This window comes from Paenibacillus thiaminolyticus (genome assembly GCF_007066085.1).
In the GTDB taxonomy this organism is placed as follows: Bacteria; Bacillota; Bacilli; order Paenibacillales; family Paenibacillaceae; genus Paenibacillus_B; species Paenibacillus_B thiaminolyticus.
On the sequence record NZ_CP041405.1, the window covers coordinates 1409808 to 1428313 of the forward strand.

Consider the following 18506-nt stretch of genomic DNA (forward strand, 5'->3'; position numbering starts at 1 on the left):
CCAACGGGGTTATCCATGATTCGACACGGATGGAAGTTAGCGTCAAGCTAGACGACAGCCTCTTCCAAAATCTTGCCCATATAAGTGCGCCGCGCCATCAAAAAATAGAGAGTCTGCATCAGAACGAACAGGCCGACCACGGTAACCCCGTAACCCATCACATTGATATTCATCAGATTGGTTAAGGTCTTCATTGCGAACAGCGTATGGATGCTGCCGACGATGCATGGAGCGTAGAAAATGAGCCCCACCTGGAAGGTCACGACGCGGCGTATCTCCGTGACCGACAGGCCGATGCGGGTGAGTGCCCGGAAATGCGCCTGATCTTCCTGCAGTTCCGTGAACAGCTTGAAGTAGATGACGCTGCCGCTCGCGATGAAGAACAGCAGACTGATGAACAAGCCAATGAACAGTCCGAGCGAGGAATTCTGCCGGGTATCGTTCCAGTCTTCGGTCCGGCTGTACATACCGAATTCCGAAGCCGGATCCCGCATCTCCCGGATCCGTTCCATCAGCGGCATCGCATCCTCCCAGTCAGTCCAGTTCATGACATACAACGTCTGCGCCTGATCCGCCGGCGCCTGCCGATACAGCCGGTCCAGCAAGGCATCGGGGACGACGAACAATCGGTAGCCGACGCTCCTCGTCAATACGATCTGCTTCGTATGCAACTGCTGTATCTGAAGCTGAAACGGCTTCGCTTGTCCTTCGACCTGAACAGAAAGACGATCGCCTTCCACGTCCTGGGATAAATTCTCATAAAACAGCAAATCCCGCTGATCGACCAGAATCGCTTTGCCTTCCTCAATCCGGACAGGATCATACCCGAGCTCTCCGGCAAGCCGATTGTAGTCGGATTCGCCAACCAATGTCCCATATTGCTCCAGCCTGGACCCCTTCACCATCGCATCGACGACACGGGCCTTGTCGGAAAAGGTGACGTTATGCTTCATTTGCTCCGCCAGCCGCTCAATGCGATCCGGCGTTACCGGCGGGCGATCCTCCTTCCCCGCGGACATCGTCAAGACGAACGGATTATTGAGTCTGACCGAGATTCTCATCCCTTGATCGAAGGCGTATACGGTAGCGGTGGCGGTAAGCACGACGGCGCATAGAATCGAAACGTTGAACAGCACGCGGGCATTATCCCTCATTTTGAAGGCCGCTTGCGAGACATTCAGGAGATTCGTTCCACGGTAATAGAACCGCTTGTTCTTCTGCAGCGCCCGAATGACCGCCACACTCAGCTGCGTGAACAAAAAATACGTGCCAAGCACAGTCAACCCGATAATCGGCATCGCCGACAGAATGAACAGCTTCAGATCGGTCACATAAGCCAGACCGTATCCGCTGCCGAGCGTAAGCACCGACAACAGGACAAGGAACCAGGAGAACTTGGGCGGCGACTTCGGCTCCTTGTCCGCCCGAATCAAATGGATAATCTCCACCCGGCTCACATGGCGCAGTGAGAAAAGCGTAATGAAGGCGAACAGCAGCAGGTAGCCGATGGATGTCAGCCCGATCGCAGACGGACTGATATAGAAGCTCAGCGGCGCATCCACCCGCAGCAGCCGGGACATCGCCATCAGGAACAGCTTCAGCAGCACCATGCCGCTTCCGATGCCCACAACGATCGCCATGATGGAGATCAGCATGTTTTCATAGAAAACCAGCATGCGGAGCTGCCCTTTGGTCGAACCGAACAAGGACAACAAGCCGAGCTCTTTTTGCCGGGATTTCAGAAAAGCGGAGCTCGAATACAGGATGAAAAAAAACGAGAACACCATGATGAGAACTTCGCATACAATCATCAGCTGGCGCACATAGTTGCTTTCCTGTATCTTGCCGCCCGCCACCTCCGGATGGTAAATGATCGATGCGTACACGAAAAAGATCATGACGGCGAAGACGCAGCTGAGAAAATAAGCGCCGTACCGATGCCAGCTTCCTTTAATATTATTGATAGCGAGCTGTCGGTACGTCATCGAATTGGCCCCCTAACAGACTGAGCGAGTCTAATATGTGCTGGAAGAATGTCTGCCGGTTCGAGCCGCGGCGCAGCTCGGAAAAGATTTGCCCGTCCTTGATGAATAAAATCCGCTTGCAGTAGCTCGCTGCGAACGGATCATGCGTCACCATGAGAATGGTGCGGTTCTGGTTCTCATTCAGATCTTGAAGGGCGTTCATCACTTCCTTCGCCGCCTTCGAATCGAGATTCCCGGTCAGTTCGTCCGCCAATAGCAGAGATGGCTGATGAATCACCGCACGCGCAATGGCCGTCCGCTGCTTCTGCCCCCCCGATACCTCGTACGTCCGCTTATCCAGAATCGGCTCGATGCCGAGCCAACGAATCGTATCGGCCAGCCGCTGCTCAATGTCGCGCGCCGAGATTTGATCCAGCGCCAGCGGCAAAATGATATTCTCCTTAATGCTGAGCGTATCCAGCAGATTGAAATCCTGAAACACGAAGCCGAGCTCCCGCCGGCGGAAATGCGCCAGCTTCTTATTGCTCAGCTTCGCCGGATCGGTTCCGTTAATCCATAGCTTGCCGGAAGTCGGCTTATCTATCGTCGCGAGAATATTGAGCAGCGTCGTCTTCCCGCTGCCCGATGGGCCCATAATGCCCACGAATTCTCCCTCATCCACATGCAAATGAATGTCTTTGAGCGCCGTGTACGTCATTTTTCCTTTAGTGCCGAATACTTTCGATAACTGCTCCGCTCTTAGAACCTCCATATTCCCAGCCCCTTTCCAGTCACGCAGACGAATACACTTATCCGTTCCTTCACTACTTTTATTCAGTATAACCGTTTTCGGGCAGGTACGACATGGAATAGCCTTGCGCCGGCTTACAAACTTGTCACCTAGGCAACTGGCCGTCCACCCGGACCCGACGCGCAGCCAACGCAAACAACGCATGTACGGCAGCCGGCTGCCATGCACGCGTTATACACGGTGATTGGAATGAGGCGGGTGGAGCTCCCGCCCCGGCTTATATACGGTGGATGCCGTCGGAATGGAAGCCAAGCGTGAAGGTCGTGCCCACATGCGGATCCGATTCGACGCTTATCGTATGACCAAGCTTGCCGCACACCTGCTTCACCAGATAGAGCCCCATCCCGGTGGCATCTCCTTCCCGGCGTCCATTCTCCCCGGTGAAGAAGGCATCGAAGATGCGCGGGATATCATGCGGCTCGATGCCGACCCCCTCATCCTGCACCCGGAGCTGAACGGCACCGCCGGTCTGCTGCACCGTGAACTGGAGCGACTTGGCCCCCTCCTTATCCTTCATATATTTGATCGCGTTCGTGACCAGCTGGGTCAGAATGAAAGCCAGCCACTTCTCATCGCTCTCGACTATCGTGTCGCCGGGCGTAACCTTCGGATAGATCTGATAACGAATGAGTGCTTTTTTATTCTGATTGATGACCTGCCGGATGACATGCTGCAGCGACAGCCCCGTCACGTGCAGATCAAGGTCGAACTTCTCCATGCGGGCCGTATGCAGCATCATGTCGAGGCCGCGCGCAAGCCGATCCGTCTCTTCCGCGATGCTGCGCAGCAGCTGCTCCGTCTCCTCCAGCGACAGCGGCTGAGGCGTCTGCTGCGAGATAAGATGCAGTACCGACACCGGGGTCTTCATATGATGAACCCATTGGTTCGTAAAATGAAGATGCTGCTCCCGGTTCTTTTGCATCGTCAGCAGTTCGTCCATATAGGCGCTGTACTGGCGGCTGATCAAGCCGTGAACCCGCTCCTGCTCCTGCGTCTCCGGATGCTGGAGACAGAGCGTGAAATCATTGCTGCTCGGATTCTCCTCCGCATTCTTCATCTCGCGGAACCAGCGCCGCTGCCGCGAATAGTCATAGATTAAGCCCACGAGGATGACGGCCCCGCCCAGCACGAATACGTAGGTTAGGCTCCCGCTGTACAGATAGCGCTGCCCGATCCCGAGATCCAGCCATACGACGAGCAGGGCGACGAACAGAGCCGCGAAGCAGGCCAGCACAAGGAGCAGCCGATCCTTCATAAAGCGCCAAAAGGTCATGCCCAATCCCCGTCTTCCTTCCACGAGGCTTGCAAGCGGTATCCCTGTCCGCGCATCGTCTCGATCGCTTTATGAATGCCAATCTCCTCCAGCTTTTTGCGCACGCGGGTTACATTGACGGTGAGCGTGTTGTCGTCCACGAAGTCGACATCATCCCACAGCGTCTCGAGCAGCGTCTCCCGGGAGACGATATAACCGGCGCGCTCCATGAGCACAGCGAGCAGGAGCGCCTCATTCTTCGTCAGATCGACGCGGCTCCCCTTCCATTCCAGCGTATTCCGGGAGCGGTGCAGGCTCAAGCCGTGCACGACGAGCTCCTCGCCGCCGCTGCTGGAAGCATACTCTCCGTAGGTCCGGCGCAGGACGCCCTTGACCTTCGCCAGCAGCACATCAAGGTGGAACGGCTTCGTGATGAAATCGTCGCCCCCGTTCTCGATCGCCATTACCTGGTCCATCTCTCCGGTGCGCGCGGAGACGAAAATTATCGGGGCATTGGTCACCATCCGGAACTGCCGGCACCAATAGAATCCGTCATAGGCCGGCAAATGAATATCGAGCAAAATCAAATCCGGGTTCACCGCAAGCAGTTCCTCTTTCAGCGCCTTGAAATCGGTGGCCCGCGTCACTTTGTAATCATACTTTTCCAACGAAGATTGCAGAATGGAAGCAATCTTGTCATCATCTTCAACGATCATAATCCGATACATTGTTATCATCCCCCGACTCTGTCTATATACCGATGCATAGCATATTTTTCATCATATCACAAACCGTCCGCCGGACAAACTGCCGCGTTTTTTACTTGATCCTGGAAAATGTTTGACGATCTGGTGAACGGCTTATATAATAGAAAAAAGTCATCACGGCCATACGAACGAACCGTTATTTCGAAAGGGGTGTAAGCGTTTACTTTTCCTGTTATAGACTCGCTATCCTGAAATGGTAATGAAATCTGTCTGAACCATTGTTCGGAGGTGTATCGTGTCCTATGAAGCATGAACGCGTGAATTACGGCCAGATGGCCAAGTCATCCCGGTTTCATACATTAATCCAGAGCAAGAAGCGCTTCATTATCCCGCTGACAATTTTCTTTTTCCTCTTCTATTTCGCCCTGCCGATCCTGACTTCCTACACCACGATATTGAACCGGCCCGCGGTTGGCGCGATTTCCTGGGCCTGGGTATTCGCCTTCGCCCAATTCATCATGACTTGGGTCCTATGTGTCCTCTACGCCCGCAGAGCGGCCAAATTCGATAAACTGGTGGCCGAAATCAATCAGGAATGGAGTGGGGAACGCGAATGAGCACAACGGCGTTCATTTTGTTCGTGGCCATCGTAATGCTGACCATGGTCATTACATATATTGCGGCGAAGAAGACGCGCAGCGCATCCGATTTCTACACGGCCGGCGGCGGCCTGAAGGGCTGGCAGAACGGGCTGGCCATCGCCGGGGATTATATGTCCGCGGCTTCGTTCCTCGGCATCGCCGGATCGATCGCTCTCGTCGGCTTCGACGGCTTCTTCTATTCGATCGGCTTCCTCGTCGCCTATCTCGTCGTGCTGTATCTTGTCGCGGAGCCTTTGCGCAATCTGGGCAAGTTCACCTTGGCCGATATGATTGCCGCCCGCTTCAATAATATGAAAATCCGGGGCGTCGCCGCGCTGAATACGGTGACGATCTCCACCTTCTACATGATCGCCCAGCTCGTCGGGGCCGGCGCGCTCATCAAGCTGCTGCTCGGCATCGATTATGTATGGGCCGTCCTTATCGTCGGCTGCCTGATGACGCTGTATGTCGTCTTCGGCGGCATGCATGCCACCTCATGGGTACAGATCATCAAAGCGATCCTGCTCATGGGCGGGACCTTCCTGCTCTCCATCTTCGTCTTCTCCAGATTCGACTACAGTCTGACCGGCATGTTCGAGCAGATGAAGACCGCGACTCCGCTCGGAGAAGCTTTTTTGAATCCGGGCAATAAATATACCAATTCGCTTGATACGCTCTCGCTCAATCTCGGACTGGTGCTCGGAACCGCCGGACTGCCGCATATTCTGATCCGCTTCTTCACGGTGAAGGATGCCCCGACCGCCCGGTCCTCGGTCGTCTATGCCACCTGGATAATCGGCCTGTTCTACATCCTGACCATCTTCCTCGGCTTCGGCGCCGCCGCCTTCGTCGGAACCGAAGCAATTCTCGCGGCGGACAAGGGCGGCAATATGGCCGCGCCGCTTCTGGCCCAAGCGCTCGGCGGCGATTTCTTCTTCGCCCTGATCTCGGCTGTCGCGTTCGCGACCATTCTCGCCGTCGTCACCGGCCTGGTCCTCTCGGCCGCCTCCGCCTTCGCGCATGATTTCTACAACCATATCCTGCGCAAGGGCCAAGCCAATGAGCGCGAGCAGATGAAGGCCGCCCGCTTCGCCTCCATCGGCGTATCCGTGCTGTCGATTGCCTTGGCGCTGCTCGCTTCGAAGCTGAATGTCGCCTTCCTGGTCGGCCTCGCCTTCGCCGTCGCGGCCAGCGCGAACCTTCCGGTCATTCTGTTCACGATCTTCTGGCGCCGCTTCAATACGGCGGGGGCGATCAGCGGCATGCTGACCGGACTGCTGTCGGCGATTGCGCTCGTTGCCGTCTCCCCAAGCATCTGGGATCCGGCTGGCAAGGCGATCTTCATCGGAGAGCCGCTCATCACGCTCACGAACCCGGGCATCATCTCGATCCCGCTCGGCTTCATCGGCGCCTGGATCGGTACGATCGTGTCGTCCCGCAGCAAGGACGCGGATGCGAAGTTCGATGAGGTGCTGGTCAAAGCCAACACCGGCATTCATATGTAACCGGCAGCCCGGCCGTTCCACGCAAAGCAGCCCCCGGCGTCATCGATTGGCGCGGGGGCTGCCCTCTTGCTGTCCTGTTGTCCTGCTTCCTGTGTACTGTGTACTGTGTCTAATATCCGTTAATCGGCAATTCTCGGGAACAGCACATTATTTTCCAAATGCACATGCTCGAAGGTCATCGACTCCAGCTCCTCCAGCCGCGCATAGGCGACGCGGTAGGTCGTGCAAGCGCCTTCCGGCGGCGTGAAATCCGATGTCGTCTCCCGTAGCCGCTTGAGCAGCGCTCCGGCTCCGTCATGCTCCTCCGCCAGTTCCGCTACGACGGCCCGGGCTTCCGCCGCCGTCCCTTCCGGATCGTCTTCATACCGGATGATGAGCGGGAAATGAGAATCTTCTTCCTTCGCGATATGAGCCTCCAGCTCGGCCTTCAGCCGCAAGAACGTCTCATGCACCATGGCCAGATGGGGTTGATCTCCGCCATGCACGTGATATACCCGCGCCACATTCGCCGTGATTGCGGGAAGCTGCTCGCGCAAGTACCGGTGATGCATATTCACGATATATTCAATCAGCGAACGGGATGACATGAACTGCCAGTCTACGCCCGTTCCCGCCGCAGGAGCCGCTTCACGCATCCGGTTCAACTCGTGAATGACCTCTTCTGCCGCATATCCCCGTTCCGCTGCAGCTTCGCGTATCGGCCGGTTGCCCCCGCAGCAGAAATCAATCTTCAACCGTTTAAATAAATCGCTCGCCGCCGGATAACGCAGCACGGCATCGCGTACCGTCATCTCTTCCGTAAACATGTGACACCTCTCCCTTCCTCGTCCAGCGCTGCATCGCGGCTGCATCGCCGCCAAGCTTGCGCTGTAACCCGATCATACGCCCAGGCAAGGGACAGGATAGTGATTGTGATCACCGGAATATAGACAAATCTACGACAGTGCAGGCGCTTCCTGATAAGAAATGAGGACGCCGCCTTCCCCGGCATAGGTTCCGATGACCGGCCCCATATTGACGAACAGCACCTCATCGAACGGATACTTGTCCATCAAATCGTGGAGAAACACTTTGGCGCGCTCCTCGCAGTTGGAATGAGCGAGCGCAATCCAGTTCTTGTCGACCTGATGCCACGCATCTCCCACCTTGTCGATCAGGCGCCGCAGCGTCTTCTGAGTGCCGCGGATTTTTTCCAGCACTTCAATCGAGCCTTCTTCGCTTGCTTCCATCAGCAGCTTAATATTCAGCATCGAGGCGACCGTCCCCTTAATCCGGCTCAACCGGCCGCCGCGGATGACATTTTCCAGCGTGTCCAATGTAAAATAAGTTCGTGTATGCTTAATAAAATGAACCATCTTCGTCATCAAGTCTTGCAGCTCTTCCCCCGCATGAGCCAATTGGGCCGCCCGCACGGCCAGCAGTCCAAGCCCCATCGACGCCGTCTTCGTATCCAGTACCTCGATCCGGTTCGGATGCCCTTCTTCCTCATACATGGTCTTGGCCATCAGCGCGTGATTGTAGGTGCTGCTGAGCTGAGAGGTCAGCGATAAGACGAGAATGTCTTTGTCGGTTCCGAGAGATCTGTACATATGATAAAAGTCGGCAGGCGAAGGACTCGCTGTATTGGGCAGCTCATGCTCCTCCCGCATCCGTTCATAGAAGGAATCCGTATTCATATCGGATGTCAATACGTCTTGCCCGAAGCGAACGTACAGCGGAACGACGTGAATGCCGTACTGCTCTACCAGCTCCGGCGTCAGGTCCGAGCTTCCGTCCGTGATGATGTGAATGGTCATGTCAGTCTCCTGTCTCATAGTGAAATGTAATTATAATACCCCTTGTCATTCCGCTTAATTATAAGGGCTGCAGGAAAGGTTGACAACGGTAAAAAGGGGCACCGTCCCGTACGCGCCCCCTCCAACATAAAAAAGCGGGCGCATTACTCCTTCGGAGCCGTGCCCGCCGTGCCGCCCGGTGAGGGCATTCGCCCGCAAGCCTAACGCTTGCCCTGCTTCCCGCTCACGCGGTCCGCAAGCCACCATAAGTACGTTGATAACCGATTGATATATTGCAATACGACCTTCGAGGCGATCTCATCACGCATCAAGGTGACGATCCGCCGTTCCGCCCGCCGGCATACGCCGCGGCACACCATCAGCCTGGCAGACAGGGAATTGTCCGGGTAGCCGGCTTGAAGCGGCTGCGCCGGGGGATGCTCATCCATGCGCCGTTCCAGCTGTTCGACCGCCTCCGTGGCAAGCCGGTAGGGCCGGAATTCCGGAGAGACGACGGCCAGATCATGGCCGCAATCGAACAGATATTGCTGGATTCCTGTCAATTCGGCCGCAAGCTCGGCTTCCCCGTCGATCTCCGCCTGGCGAATGGCCGAGCTCATGAATGTGTTCAATTCGTCAACTGATCCGTAAGCCTCCACCCGCGCATGATCCTTGTCGACCCGCCCGCGAATGACACTCGTCTTGCCGCCGTCTCCCGTCCTTGTGTAAATACCCAATCATCATTCTCCTTATGCGTGATAAACCGTTAGTCGTTGCTTCATTCATTGCGAAATACGATGCCTTGGGCTTGATGGCGATAACGCGCCTCCGGCAGCGCCCGATCTTCCGGACGCGGCGACCATTGCCGCTTCAACCCGATCAGGAATCGCCCGAATCGGTTGCAGCGGATTCATCCGGCTCTCCGCAGTCTGCCGACTCGCTCACCCATGTCTCCGCCCAATGTTGAATGGCCTCCATGACCGGCTGCAGCGCCAGCCCCTTCTCGGTCAGCTCGTACTCAATGCGCACCGGAGTCTCCGGATAGACGTTGCGCACGACAATGCCCGCTGCCTCCAAATCTTTCATTCGCTCACTTAGCATCTTGTCGCTCATCGCAGGAATGAGCGCGGAAATATCTTTGAACCGCTTCGGTCCGCTGAGCAGGACCTGAATGAGGAGCCCGTTCCAGCGCTTCCCCAGTACACAGAACGCGGATTCAAAACGGGGACACATCCCCAAATGATGGGATTCCATATCATCATCCCTCCTTCATAGCTTACAAAATGTAAGCAAGTTTATTTTACCATAGCGTTTTCAAAAAGAAAATGGGGAAGACTCAAGTCAAGTAACAAAATTTATAGTATATTGCAAATATTTTGAAACTTATTTCCTGATGTTAACGAATATAATGAAAGCGGTGAAATGACCTTATTACATAGGAGGTACCCTTTGAGCACATTTCGGGAATCACGCCGCGAGCGCCATCAGCGGCTGAAGCAGCGCCGCAAGCGCAAATGGACAGGGGCGCTTGCGATTGCGGCCGCCGCCCTGCTGTTCTTCACCGGCATCCTCCTCCATTCGATGGACGGACCGAGGCAGGACCAGGGAGAACAGGCAGCAGCTGCTCCGTACGGGGCCCCTCCCGCAGAGGGCAAAGCTCGCGGGACCGGAGCCATGGGGCCGCTTCCCCCGCTTTACGGGCCCGCAACCGAGGCCAACGCCGCGGCAGACGGGCCGATTCGGCTCGTATTTGCGGGCGACGCGCTCATGGACTGGTCGGTCAAAGAGACGATTCGGAAGGAAGGGCCGGACTATCCGTTCGTGCATGTGGCCGAGGAAATCCAGGAAGCCGACTTCGCCGTGGTCAACCTGGAGACCGCTGTCACCTTCCATGACCAAAAAGATACGAACCAGCTGTTCAATTTCAAATCCGACCCGATCTCTCTGGAAGGATTGAAGAATGCCGGGTTCGATCTCGTGTCGATCGCCAACAATCACACTCTCGACTTCAAGCAGAAAGGCTTTCTCGATACGCTCGCCAATCTGGAGCATTACGAGCTGCCCTATATGGGAGGCGGCCAAAACCGCGAGGAGGCGTACCGCGCCCATGAAGTGACGATCAAGGGCAAGCGCATCAGATTCCTCGCCTTCTCCCGCTTCATTCCCCAGACGTACTGGTTCGCCGCGAACGACCGGCCGGGCATCGCAGAGGCATACAATAAGTCAAGCGTTCTGCCTGTCATTCGCACAGAGAGCCAAGATTGCGATTATTTATTCGTCTATATGCACTGGGGCGTGGAGAAAAACAACAAGCCCGAGCCATGGCAGCGAACCTATGCCCGCGAGATGATTGACGCCGGGGCCGACGGCATCGTCGGCAGCCATGTGCATGTGCTGCAAGGCTTCGAATGGTATAACGGCAAGCCGATCGCCTATTCGATAGGCAACTTTCTTTTTCCGGATTACGTGAAGGGGAAAAATGCGGATACGGGCCTGCTCACGCTGACGATTGAGAATGGCGAGATTGGAATGTCCTTCAGTCCGTATCAAATCTACCGGGATCAGATCATCAAGAAGGACGATGCCTATGTGAAGCGGCAATTGAAATATTTGGAGTCCATCTCCTACGACGTGGCCATTGGCGCCGACCGGGCGATAGAGGCGATCCAGGCGAAGCCTCCGGCTTCCGGCAAGCACTAGCAATCCAAATAATGAAAAAATACAGATCATGCAGCGTTTGCGCATGATCTGCCTTTTTGTGGTGCAGCCGAGCCGAACTCCGCCGTCAGACGCGAACCCGACCGCTGATTACCTGTCGCTTGGAGCGCGGTCTGGCAGCGACTGCAGCTCCTGAATGCACTCCTCCGCCCAGCTGATCTCGGCTTCCGTAACCTTGAAGCCTTTGCGCAACGAGAATAACCAGTACCGCTTCTCGGATTCGAAGGAACTCTCCCGAATCGTCCTCTCGATATGTTCGAGGAAAGACAGCACCTCCTTCTTCTCCTTCAGGAATAGTTGAAGCTGGAAGACAAGCTCTTCCGCAGCAAGCTTCGAGCCGAAGAAGACGCGAAGCGTCGTCTCATCCCTGGCAACGGCATGGAAGCTATCGGGCACCTTGTTCAGCCACTTCCCGAATTCTTCGCTTCCCAGTCCGGTTATCCGGTAGACGCGGCGATCTGGGCGGGTTTCCTGCGGTTCAATAAAGGAATCGACCCATTGTTTTTTCTCAAGGCCCTTCAATTCCCGGTAGATTTGACTCAGATGGGCTGGCCAAATATGCTTCACCGAAGCGTCGAAGTAATATTTCAGATCATAGCCTGTCATGTCTTGGCAAGACAGCAGGCCTAAGATGGCATAGGCAAGAGACATATGTACCCCCTTCGTCAGAACAATGCATTGGTTACATTCTACCATAATCTTACGACCCGATGTCCCTTGCCGTCAGCGAGGGCATCTCTGAAGCTACTACTCGTCCGCCGGCTTCGCGACGCCCTCCCCCTTCTGATAGCATTCGAACCGCATAATCGACATCGTGCCGCAACCCAACGCGTTCATCGCTTCCTGCAGCACCTCATGCATCGTCTTTTCCGGCTGCTTAACCCAGCTTTGCTCCAACAGGCAGACCTCCCGGAAGAAGCGGTTCATTCCGCTGCTCACGATCCGGTCGACGACCGCTTCCGGCTTATCCTCGCGCAGCGCCTTCGCGCGCAAGACAGCGCGCTCCCGCTCCAGCACATTCGACGGAACCGCTTCCCGGCTGATATATTGAGGTCTGGCAGCAGCGATATGCATCAGCAGTTCTTTGAGGCAAGCGTCGAACACAGGCTCGGACAAGCTCTCCTGCCGGGAGACAGTTAGCTCCAGCAGCACCCCCAGCTTCCCTGCGGTGAGATAATCCTCATGAATATAGCTGCCGACAGCACCACGCCCCTTTACTTCAAAGCGGCTGCTCCTTCTCAGGGTGAGCTTCTCACCGAACGCTGACGCGAGTTGATGGAGCGTCTCTCCAACGCTGCGGCCGTCCGCCATGTCCGTCGCTGACAGCACCTCCGGACAATCTGCTCCCGACTCTGCCGCCAACCGGGCGGTCTCCTGTACGAAGCTTCTGAACTCCGCGTTGTTCGCCACAAAATCCGTCTCGCAGTTAACCTCGATCATAGCGCCTGACCTTCGATCGGGGCTTATGTAAGCATGGACCAGCCCTTCGGCTGCGATGCGGCCACTTCTTGCCGCGGCGGAAGATAGCCCCTGCTCCCTCAGTAATCGCACAGCTCTGTCCATATCCTCGCCCGACTCGCTCAGCGCCCGTTGGCAATCCACAATTCCGGCGCCCGTTCGTTGACGCAACTCTCTAAGCTTTGCAGCTTTTGTCATCGTTCACCATCCACCCTTCGATAATTATATAACATGTTATATATATTTTGTTATGCAATAAACATACTTATTCCCTTTCTTCTTGTCAAGCCTTTTTCCATCCGCGAGCCAACAAGGATAGCTATACTGCTTCCACGGTGAGGAACGGCGGAGGGGAATTATGTCTTTTTTATGTCCAATTTGCCATCAAGTAGGTATCTTGCTTCCTTCATCGAAATAAAGTAAGAGCCAGAGGCAAAAAACGGATATGTCCCGTCATGTGCAATTCCCGCCTCCGGAATTGAATTAACCCGCAACCCGATAAGGAGGAGTACCATGGAACAAATACGAATGCTGCAGCCGCTCGATTACGAGCAGGCGGTGCAATTGTCGGACAAGGTGTTCCGCAACAGCCGGCAGATCTCGATGGAACACGGCTTCCCATACTTGTTCTCGCCCGTCTATGCCCATTCCTACGGCGTATTCCGGGACGATAAGCTCATCGCGCATATGGGGCTCCTGCCTGCTAAGCTGCGCATCGGCGCCGCCCGCCTGCCCGTCTTCTCGCTCGGTTCCGTGTGCACGGAGCCGGAAGCCCGGGGCAGCGGAGTCGCGACCGAACTGCTGCACCGCGTCATGCGCCATGTCGACGATATGGGAGCGGCGCTGCTCTTCATCTCGGGCGGCCGTTCACTTTACCGACGGAACCGCTGTTATTCGTTCGGCCGCTTGACAGCGTATACATTGACCGCCGAGACGAGCCGGGACGCCGCCATGCCGATGGCGGAAGATGCGGCGAACGATGAGTGCCTTCGCGAGCTCTCCAGCTTCGACTGCTTCGCTTTCCATGATCTGACGCTGCAGCATAAGGCTGCCTTCGACATGAGCGTATGGGATCTGGGGGGCCTGAAGGATGCCGCGGCCTATGCATCCTGCCTGGAGATGAAGCCGAAGCTGTACGGGCTGGAACGCGGCGGCAAGCTTACGGCGTATGCTTACGTCCTGAAGCCGAAGCCTTCCCAGACCGATCGGCTGCCGATCGTGCTCGAATATGGCGGAGCCGATGCTGTGCAGCTCGTGCGGCTGCTCCAGAGCGTCCCGGCCTATGAGCGGCTGGAGGTGATTGTGCCTTGGCAGGACGATGCTATGCACCGTGAGCTGTCCGCCTGTCCGGCCCGGTTCCGCCACAATGACGGCACGGTATATGTTCCGTCCATGGCGCGGCTCATCCGTCTGCTTCGGGACTGGTGGCAGTCGATCGGGTCGCCTGCCGCCTGCATCGAAGCGGATGATCTCGGAGACGGCCAGGTCCGCCTCCGCTACCCGGACGCGGAAGCAGCCGTATTGTCCGAGGAAGAGACAATACGGCTGCTGTTCGAGCCGGAGGCGGACATTCCGCTGCCGGAATCATGGCCGGGCGATCTCCGCATAACGGTTCCGCTGCCGCCGCTGACCGGCTTATATTATATCTAAATCCGCAATCCGAACCGGCGCGGCTACGTGCCGGATGATGTCAAAATGACAATACCCACCACACCCGGGCCGTGAACGCCGATCGTGAGATCATTCTCGATATCGGCGCTGCGGCTCGGCCCCGTAATGAGATTCAACGAGGCCGGCAGGCCGCCTTCTTGATTCGCCATCCCGTTCACCCGTTCGAACGCCTCGCCCATCCGGGCCACGATCCGCTCGGCCGGCAATATGGCGAGCAGCATGCCGGGCAGCAGGCTGACCGAACGGCCTTGTCGCCCGGCGGACCATACCGCCAGCGTCCCAGTGTTGGCAATCGCGGCTGCGGGCGCAACGATGCCGAGCTGGCACCGCTCCGCGGCGCGCAGCAGCGGGCTGCGAGACTGCCACTTCGCTCCGGCGAGCGCTCCCGCTTCGTCGGGCTGGGAGAGGCCCAATTGCTCCAGCTCGGCTTCATTGTCCCAATCATCCGCCCAAGGAATCCCGCTCAAGCCCTGCTCCTGCAGCACCCGCGGCACGCCGTACCCGCGCAGCTCCTCCGTGTCCGCATACAGCACGCGCTCCAGCGGGCCGCGCTGCCGGAAGCGGGCCAGAATCTCTTCGATGCCCGCTGCCGCCTCCTCCTTCGGCACGATCACCGCTTCGCCGGTGAGCGCCGTCCAGTTATTGACGAACAGCTGAAGGCGTTCGTCCGCGTTCAGGATCTTCATCCGGTCCCGATATTGTCCCGGCACGCCCCGGCACAGATGGGCCGGCGCTTCCGTCAACGGTCCGGAACGGCCGAGCCGGGAGGCAACGGCGGCAAGAAACGCATCACGCTCCATTACGAATCCCTCCCTTGTTCGCGGTCCGCCCGCGCCAATTCCGCTTGCAGCTCATCCCATCGATCGCGGAACGACTGCTTCGGTATCGCCGGGAACGTCCGTGAAGCGGTCCAGCCGCCAAGCGGACCCGGCCCTTTGCGGATCACCCCGCCCCGCACGAGCGGCTTCTGGCCGTAATAAGCGGCTTTGCCCGCCATCCGGTACCATTTCACATGGCTGAACACTTTGCCGAACAGTTGGAACCCGAGCCGTTCGGTCTGCGGCGTATAGCCTTCTTTCACTTTGCGGGCGCGCAGATGAACAAGCATGTCATGGAGCGGAATTTTGACCGGGCAGGCTTCATAGCATGCCCCGCATAGCGATGACGCGTAAGCGAGCGTCCCCGCCTCCTTCATATCCTGCTGCAGCAGCGGGGTCAGTACCGCCCCGATCGGCCCGCTGTAGACCGAGCCGTACGTATGGCCGCCCACATGCCGGTAGACCGGGCATACATTCAGGCAAGCCGCGCACCGGATGCAGTGCAGCACCTGCTGGAACTGCGGATCGCCGAGCTGCGCCGAACGCCCGTTGTCGAGAATAATGATGTGCAGCTCCTCCGGGCCGTCCAGATCGCCCCGCTGCCGGGGACCGGTGATGAACGACGTATAGGTCGTCAGCTTCTGCCCGGTCGCGCTGCGGGCCAGCAGGTTCAGCATCACCTCGACATCGTCGAAGGTCGGAACGAGCCGCTCCATCCCCATGACGACGACATGCGTCTGCGGCAAGGTCGTCACCATGCGCCCATTGCCTTCGTTCGAGACGATCGTCACCGTGCCGGACTCGGCGATGCCGAAGTTGCAGCCCGAGAGCCCGATATCCGCTTCCAGGAAAAATTGGCGCAGCTTCCGCTTGGCGAACGCGGCCAGTTCCTTCGTCTCCGGCGGAAGCGGCTTGCCGGCCTCCTTCGTGAACAATTCAGCAATCTGGGATTTGTTCTTATGGATGGCCGGGATGATCAGATGGGAGGGGGTCTCCTTCGCCAACTGTAAAATATATTCGCCCAGGTCGGTCTCGATCGCGGCAATGCCCTGTTCGCGCAGCCGCTCATTCAGGTGCATCTCTTCCGACACCATCGACTTGCCCTTGGCCACCAGCTTCGCCTGCTTCTCCTTCGCGATCGCCAGGAAGACCTGCACCGCTTCGCCGCCCGTCCCGCAGAAATGAACCCGTGCGCCGCGCCGTTCCGCCTGCTCGGCGAATTGGCCCAAATAATAGTCCAAATGCTCGATCGTATGCTGCCGAATCTCCTGGCCCCGGGTGCGCCACGTTTCCCAGTCGCCGAATTCTTCGGCAGCGCTCAAGCGGCCGGTGCGGAGCTTGTTCGTCGTGAACGCCACCGCTTGGCGCAGGAACGCGTCCTGAAGCACCGCCTTCGTCCGCTGCTTCAGGCCGCTGCCGATGCCGCCTTGGGCGGGGGATGTCTCTGTGCTCATGCCCGCTTCACTCCTTCCTCCAGCAGTTGGGCAAGATGCATGACGCGAATCGGTCTGCCGGCCTGATTGAGCCGGCCGCCAATGTTCATCAGGCAGCCCATATCCGTCCCGATCAGAATGTCCGCTTGCGTCGATACGACATGCTCTGCCTTCTCCGTAACCATCGCGCCGGACATCTCCGGCATCTTCACGGCGAATGTGCCGCCGAAGCCGCAGCAATCCTCCTGATGAGGCAGATCGACAAGCTTCAGCCCCTTCACATGCCGCAGCAGCGTCATCGGCTCGTCGCCAATGCCGAGCAGCCGCATGCCGTGACAGGAAGGATGGTAGGTGGCCGTCCCCTCGTAAGCGGCCCCGATGTCGGTGCGCCCCAGCACCTTCACGATGAATTGGGACAGCTCATAGGTGCGCTCCGCCGCACGCGTCGCCCGGGCCAGCCATGCCGGCTCCTCCCGGAACAAATCCTCGTAATAATGGCATGCCATGCCGGCGCAGGAGCCGGACGGCGTCACAATGTAGTCGCTGTGCTCGAACGCCCGCAGCCACTGCCGCGCGACCTCCCGCGCGTCGTCATGATAACCGCTGTTGAACGCCGGCTGCCCGCAGCACGTTTGCAGCCGGGGGAAATCAACGTCGCAGCCGAGACGGTGCAGCAGCCGGACCGCGCTCTCCGCCACGTCGGGAAAGCAAGTATCCGCCAGACAAGTGACAAATAAAGATACGCGCATCGAAGTCCCTTCTTTCTTCTCGGATCAAATCACTCAAATATCCGCTTCTCGCCTACATAAAAAGCGCTTGAAGGAGCTGCCCCCTTCAAGCGCCGCCGAATCTACCGTTCGGCCACCATCCGGTTCGTCAAAGCGCCGAGCTTCTCGATTTCAATCGTGACCAGGTCGCCGTCCTTCAAGTAGACTCGTTCGGATTCCGGCAAGCCCAGCACGACCCCTTCCGGCGTGCCCGTCAAAATGAGATCGCCCGGAAGCAGCGTCAAATGACGCGATATATAGCTGATAATCTCCTTGCAGGTAAAGATCATGTCCGCCGTATTCGAATGCTGGCGCGTCTCTCCATTGACAATGCAACGGATATCGAGTTGGTTCGGATCGCCCACCTCATCCGCCGTCACGAGATACGGCCCGAGCGGACTGAAGCCGTCGCAGATTTTGCCGAGCATCCATTGAGGCGTGCGCATCTGCAGATCACGGGCCGACAGGTCGTTCACGTTGCAGTAGCCGAACACATAGTCCAGCGCTTCCTCCTCCGTTACATCCTTGGCAGGCTTGCCGATGACGATGACCAACTCGGCCTCGTAGTCCACCGCTTGGCTGACGCGCGGGAGCACGACATCATGGCCGTGGCCGGTCAGCGTATTGTTGAATTTGTTGAATAGAATCGGAACTTCCGGAATCGGAGCATTCGTCTCCTCCGCATGCTTCCGGTAGTTCAGTCCGACACAAATGATCTTCTGCGGATCCGTGACGCATGGCCCGTAGGTCAAATCCTTCTCGTCGAGCACATCGTTCGCGCCGGCGGCGTAAGCCTCGACCTCCCGCAGGACATCCCGGCCTCCCGAGATCACCTCATGAATTGTATATTTGCCGCTGATGTCGACGATGCCTCGATCCGTCTTGACGCCCGCGCGCAGCTGTTGATCGTGATCATAGAACGTGATAAATTTCACCGTAATTTCCTCCCTCACTGGATATAATGGGCACTAGACAGGCAGAGGCCG

The 18506-nt window shown here is 57.4% G+C and carries 18 protein-coding genes; 4 read left to right on the top strand and 14 right to left on the bottom strand.

The window, feature by feature from the left end; all coding sequences use genetic code 11:
* Positions 1 to 47 precede the first annotated feature (47 nt).
* The 4 genes from FLT43_RS06345 to FLT43_RS06360 all read right to left on the bottom strand — a co-directional run bounded on the left by FLT43_RS06345 (position 48) and on the right by FLT43_RS06360 (position 4755).
* Positions 48 to 1985 carry an ABC transporter permease gene (locus FLT43_RS06345; RefSeq protein WP_087442504.1) on the bottom strand — a complete coding sequence of 646 codons (1938 nt, stop codon included), beginning with the start codon at positions 1983 to 1985 and terminating at the stop codon, positions 48 to 50.
* Positions 1957 to 2736 (bottom strand): ABC transporter ATP-binding protein, encoded by a 780-nt coding sequence (locus FLT43_RS06350; protein WP_087442503.1) that lies wholly within the window; start codon positions 2734 to 2736, stop codon positions 1957 to 1959. The genes FLT43_RS06345 and FLT43_RS06350 overlap by 29 nt, the downstream gene beginning before the upstream one ends.
* Before the next feature lie 256 nt (positions 2737 to 2992).
* A complete protein-coding gene (locus FLT43_RS06355; protein WP_087442669.1) occupies positions 2993 to 4048 on the bottom strand; it encodes a sensor histidine kinase in 1056 nt (351 codons plus the stop codon).
* Positions 4045 to 4755 (bottom strand): response regulator transcription factor, encoded by a 711-nt coding sequence (locus FLT43_RS06360; RefSeq protein WP_087442502.1) that lies wholly within the window; start codon positions 4753 to 4755, stop codon positions 4045 to 4047. Before FLT43_RS06360 ends, FLT43_RS06355 begins: the two co-directional genes overlap by 4 nt.
* 281 nt (positions 4756 to 5036) lie before the next feature.
* Between FLT43_RS06360 and FLT43_RS06365 the strand changes: the two genes are divergently transcribed.
* Together FLT43_RS06365 and FLT43_RS06370 are read left to right on the top strand one after the other, a co-directional pair.
* Positions 5037 to 5351, top strand: coding sequence for a DUF485 domain-containing protein (locus FLT43_RS06365; RefSeq protein ID WP_006675962.1), 315 nt, complete (start codon positions 5037 to 5039; stop codon positions 5349 to 5351).
* The gene (locus tag FLT43_RS06370) at positions 5348 to 6880 is read left to right on the top strand and encodes a solute symporter family protein (protein WP_087442501.1); all 1533 of its coding nucleotides are present in this window, start codon (positions 5348 to 5350) and stop codon (positions 6878 to 6880) included. The genes FLT43_RS06365 and FLT43_RS06370 overlap by 4 nt, the downstream gene beginning before the upstream one ends.
* A 119-nt stretch (positions 6881 to 6999) precedes the next feature.
* Here FLT43_RS06370 and ric read toward each other — a convergent pair whose 3' ends face one another.
* From ric to FLT43_RS06390, 4 genes are all read right to left on the bottom strand, one after another.
* On the bottom strand, positions 7000 to 7686 hold the full coding sequence (gene ric / locus FLT43_RS06375) for an iron-sulfur cluster repair di-iron protein (protein WP_087442500.1): 687 nt from the start codon (positions 7684 to 7686) through the stop codon (positions 7000 to 7002).
* 129 nt (positions 7687 to 7815) lie between these two features.
* Positions 7816 to 8676 (bottom strand): DegV family protein, encoded by an 861-nt coding sequence (locus tag FLT43_RS06380; protein WP_087442499.1) that lies wholly within the window; start codon positions 8674 to 8676, stop codon positions 7816 to 7818.
* Positions 8677 to 8876: 200 nt separating this feature from the next.
* Positions 8877 to 9392 (bottom strand): cob(I)yrinic acid a,c-diamide adenosyltransferase, encoded by a 516-nt coding sequence (locus FLT43_RS06385; RefSeq protein WP_087442498.1) that lies wholly within the window; start codon positions 9390 to 9392, stop codon positions 8877 to 8879.
* 142 nt (positions 9393 to 9534) lie between these two features.
* Positions 9535 to 9909, bottom strand: a complete 375-nt coding sequence (locus tag FLT43_RS06390) for a winged helix-turn-helix transcriptional regulator (protein WP_087442497.1) — start codon at positions 9907 to 9909, stop codon at positions 9535 to 9537.
* A gap of 195 nt (positions 9910 to 10104) precedes the next feature.
* On the opposite strand from FLT43_RS06390, the gene FLT43_RS06395 reads away from it, so the two are divergent.
* Entirely contained in the window at positions 10105 to 11355 is a 1251-nt protein-coding gene (locus FLT43_RS06395) for a CapA family protein (protein ID WP_087442496.1), read from the top strand.
* Between the two features lie 108 nt (positions 11356 to 11463).
* Here FLT43_RS06395 and FLT43_RS06400 read toward each other — a convergent pair whose 3' ends face one another.
* Together FLT43_RS06400 and tsf are read right to left on the bottom strand one after the other, a co-directional pair.
* Positions 11464 to 12024 carry a PadR family transcriptional regulator gene (locus tag FLT43_RS06400; RefSeq protein ID WP_164776195.1) on the bottom strand — a complete coding sequence of 187 codons (561 nt, stop codon included), beginning with the start codon at positions 12022 to 12024 and terminating at the stop codon, positions 11464 to 11466.
* Between the two features lie 96 nt (positions 12025 to 12120).
* The gene (tsf, locus tag FLT43_RS06405) at positions 12121 to 13029 is read right to left on the bottom strand and encodes a translation elongation factor Ts (protein ID WP_087442494.1); all 909 of its coding nucleotides are present in this window, start codon (positions 13027 to 13029) and stop codon (positions 12121 to 12123) included.
* Positions 13030 to 13344: 315 nt separating this feature from the next.
* Between tsf and FLT43_RS06410 the strand changes: the two genes are divergently transcribed.
* Positions 13345 to 14481, top strand: coding sequence for a GNAT family N-acetyltransferase (locus FLT43_RS06410; protein WP_244194186.1), 1137 nt, complete (start codon positions 13345 to 13347; stop codon positions 14479 to 14481).
* A 23-nt stretch (positions 14482 to 14504) separates the two neighbouring features.
* On the opposite strand, the gene FLT43_RS06415 is transcribed toward FLT43_RS06410, so the two are convergent.
* The 4 genes from FLT43_RS06415 to FLT43_RS06430 form a co-directional block, all read right to left on the bottom strand.
* Positions 14505 to 15302, bottom strand: a complete 798-nt coding sequence (locus FLT43_RS06415; RefSeq protein WP_087442493.1) for a LutC/YkgG family protein — start codon at positions 15300 to 15302, stop codon at positions 14505 to 14507.
* Complete coding sequence (locus FLT43_RS06420; protein ID WP_087442492.1) at positions 15302 to 16774, bottom strand: LutB/LldF family L-lactate oxidation iron-sulfur protein; 1473 nt, start codon at positions 16772 to 16774, stop codon at positions 15302 to 15304. The genes FLT43_RS06415 and FLT43_RS06420 overlap by 1 nt, the downstream gene beginning before the upstream one ends.
* Positions 16771 to 17502, bottom strand: coding sequence for a (Fe-S)-binding protein (locus FLT43_RS06425; protein ID WP_087442491.1), 732 nt, complete (start codon positions 17500 to 17502; stop codon positions 16771 to 16773). The genes FLT43_RS06420 and FLT43_RS06425 overlap by 4 nt, the downstream gene beginning before the upstream one ends.
* 101 nt (positions 17503 to 17603) lie before the next feature.
* Positions 17604 to 18455: a fumarylacetoacetate hydrolase family protein gene (locus FLT43_RS06430; protein WP_087442490.1), complete on the bottom strand. Its 852-nt coding sequence runs from the start codon at positions 18453 to 18455 to the stop codon at positions 17604 to 17606.
* Positions 18456 to 18506 lie beyond the last annotated feature (51 nt).

Coding starts and splice junctions, on each gene's coding strand:
- FLT43_RS06420 (WP_087442492.1), bottom strand. CDS start 16,774: ATGAGCACAGAGACATCCCCCGCCCAAGGCGGCATCGGCAGCGGCCTG.
- FLT43_RS06390 (WP_087442497.1), bottom strand. CDS start 9,909: ATGGAATCCCATCATTTGGGGATGTGTCCCCGTTTTGAATCCGCGTTC.
- FLT43_RS06400 (WP_164776195.1), bottom strand. CDS start 12,024: ATGTCTCTTGCCTATGCCATCTTAGGCCTGCTGTCTTGCCAAGACATG.
- FLT43_RS06355 (WP_087442669.1), bottom strand. CDS start 4,048: ATGACCTTTTGGCGCTTTATGAAGGATCGGCTGCTCCTTGTGCTGGCC.
- FLT43_RS06345 (WP_087442504.1), bottom strand. CDS start 1,985: ATGACGTACCGACAGCTCGCTATCAATAATATTAAAGGAAGCTGGCAT.
- ric (WP_087442500.1), bottom strand. CDS start 7,686: ATGTTTACGGAAGAGATGACGGTACGCGATGCCGTGCTGCGTTATCCG.
- tsf (WP_087442494.1), bottom strand. CDS start 13,029: ATGACAAAAGCTGCAAAGCTTAGAGAGTTGCGTCAACGAACGGGCGCC.
- FLT43_RS06410 (WP_244194186.1), top strand. CDS start 13,345: ATGGAACAAATACGAATGCTGCAGCCGCTCGATTACGAGCAGGCGGTG.
- FLT43_RS06415 (WP_087442493.1), bottom strand. CDS start 15,302: ATGGAGCGTGATGCGTTTCTTGCCGCCGTTGCCTCCCGGCTCGGCCGT.
- FLT43_RS06380 (WP_087442499.1), bottom strand. CDS start 8,676: ATGACCATTCACATCATCACGGACGGAAGCTCGGACCTGACGCCGGAG.
- FLT43_RS06365 (WP_006675962.1), top strand. CDS start 5,037: ATGAAGCATGAACGCGTGAATTACGGCCAGATGGCCAAGTCATCCCGG.
- FLT43_RS06370 (WP_087442501.1), top strand. CDS start 5,348: ATGAGCACAACGGCGTTCATTTTGTTCGTGGCCATCGTAATGCTGACC.
- FLT43_RS06425 (WP_087442491.1), bottom strand. CDS start 17,502: ATGCGCGTATCTTTATTTGTCACTTGTCTGGCGGATACTTGCTTTCCC.
- FLT43_RS06360 (WP_087442502.1), bottom strand. CDS start 4,755: ATGTATCGGATTATGATCGTTGAAGATGATGACAAGATTGCTTCCATT.
- FLT43_RS06350 (WP_087442503.1), bottom strand. CDS start 2,736: ATGGAGGTTCTAAGAGCGGAGCAGTTATCGAAAGTATTCGGCACTAAA.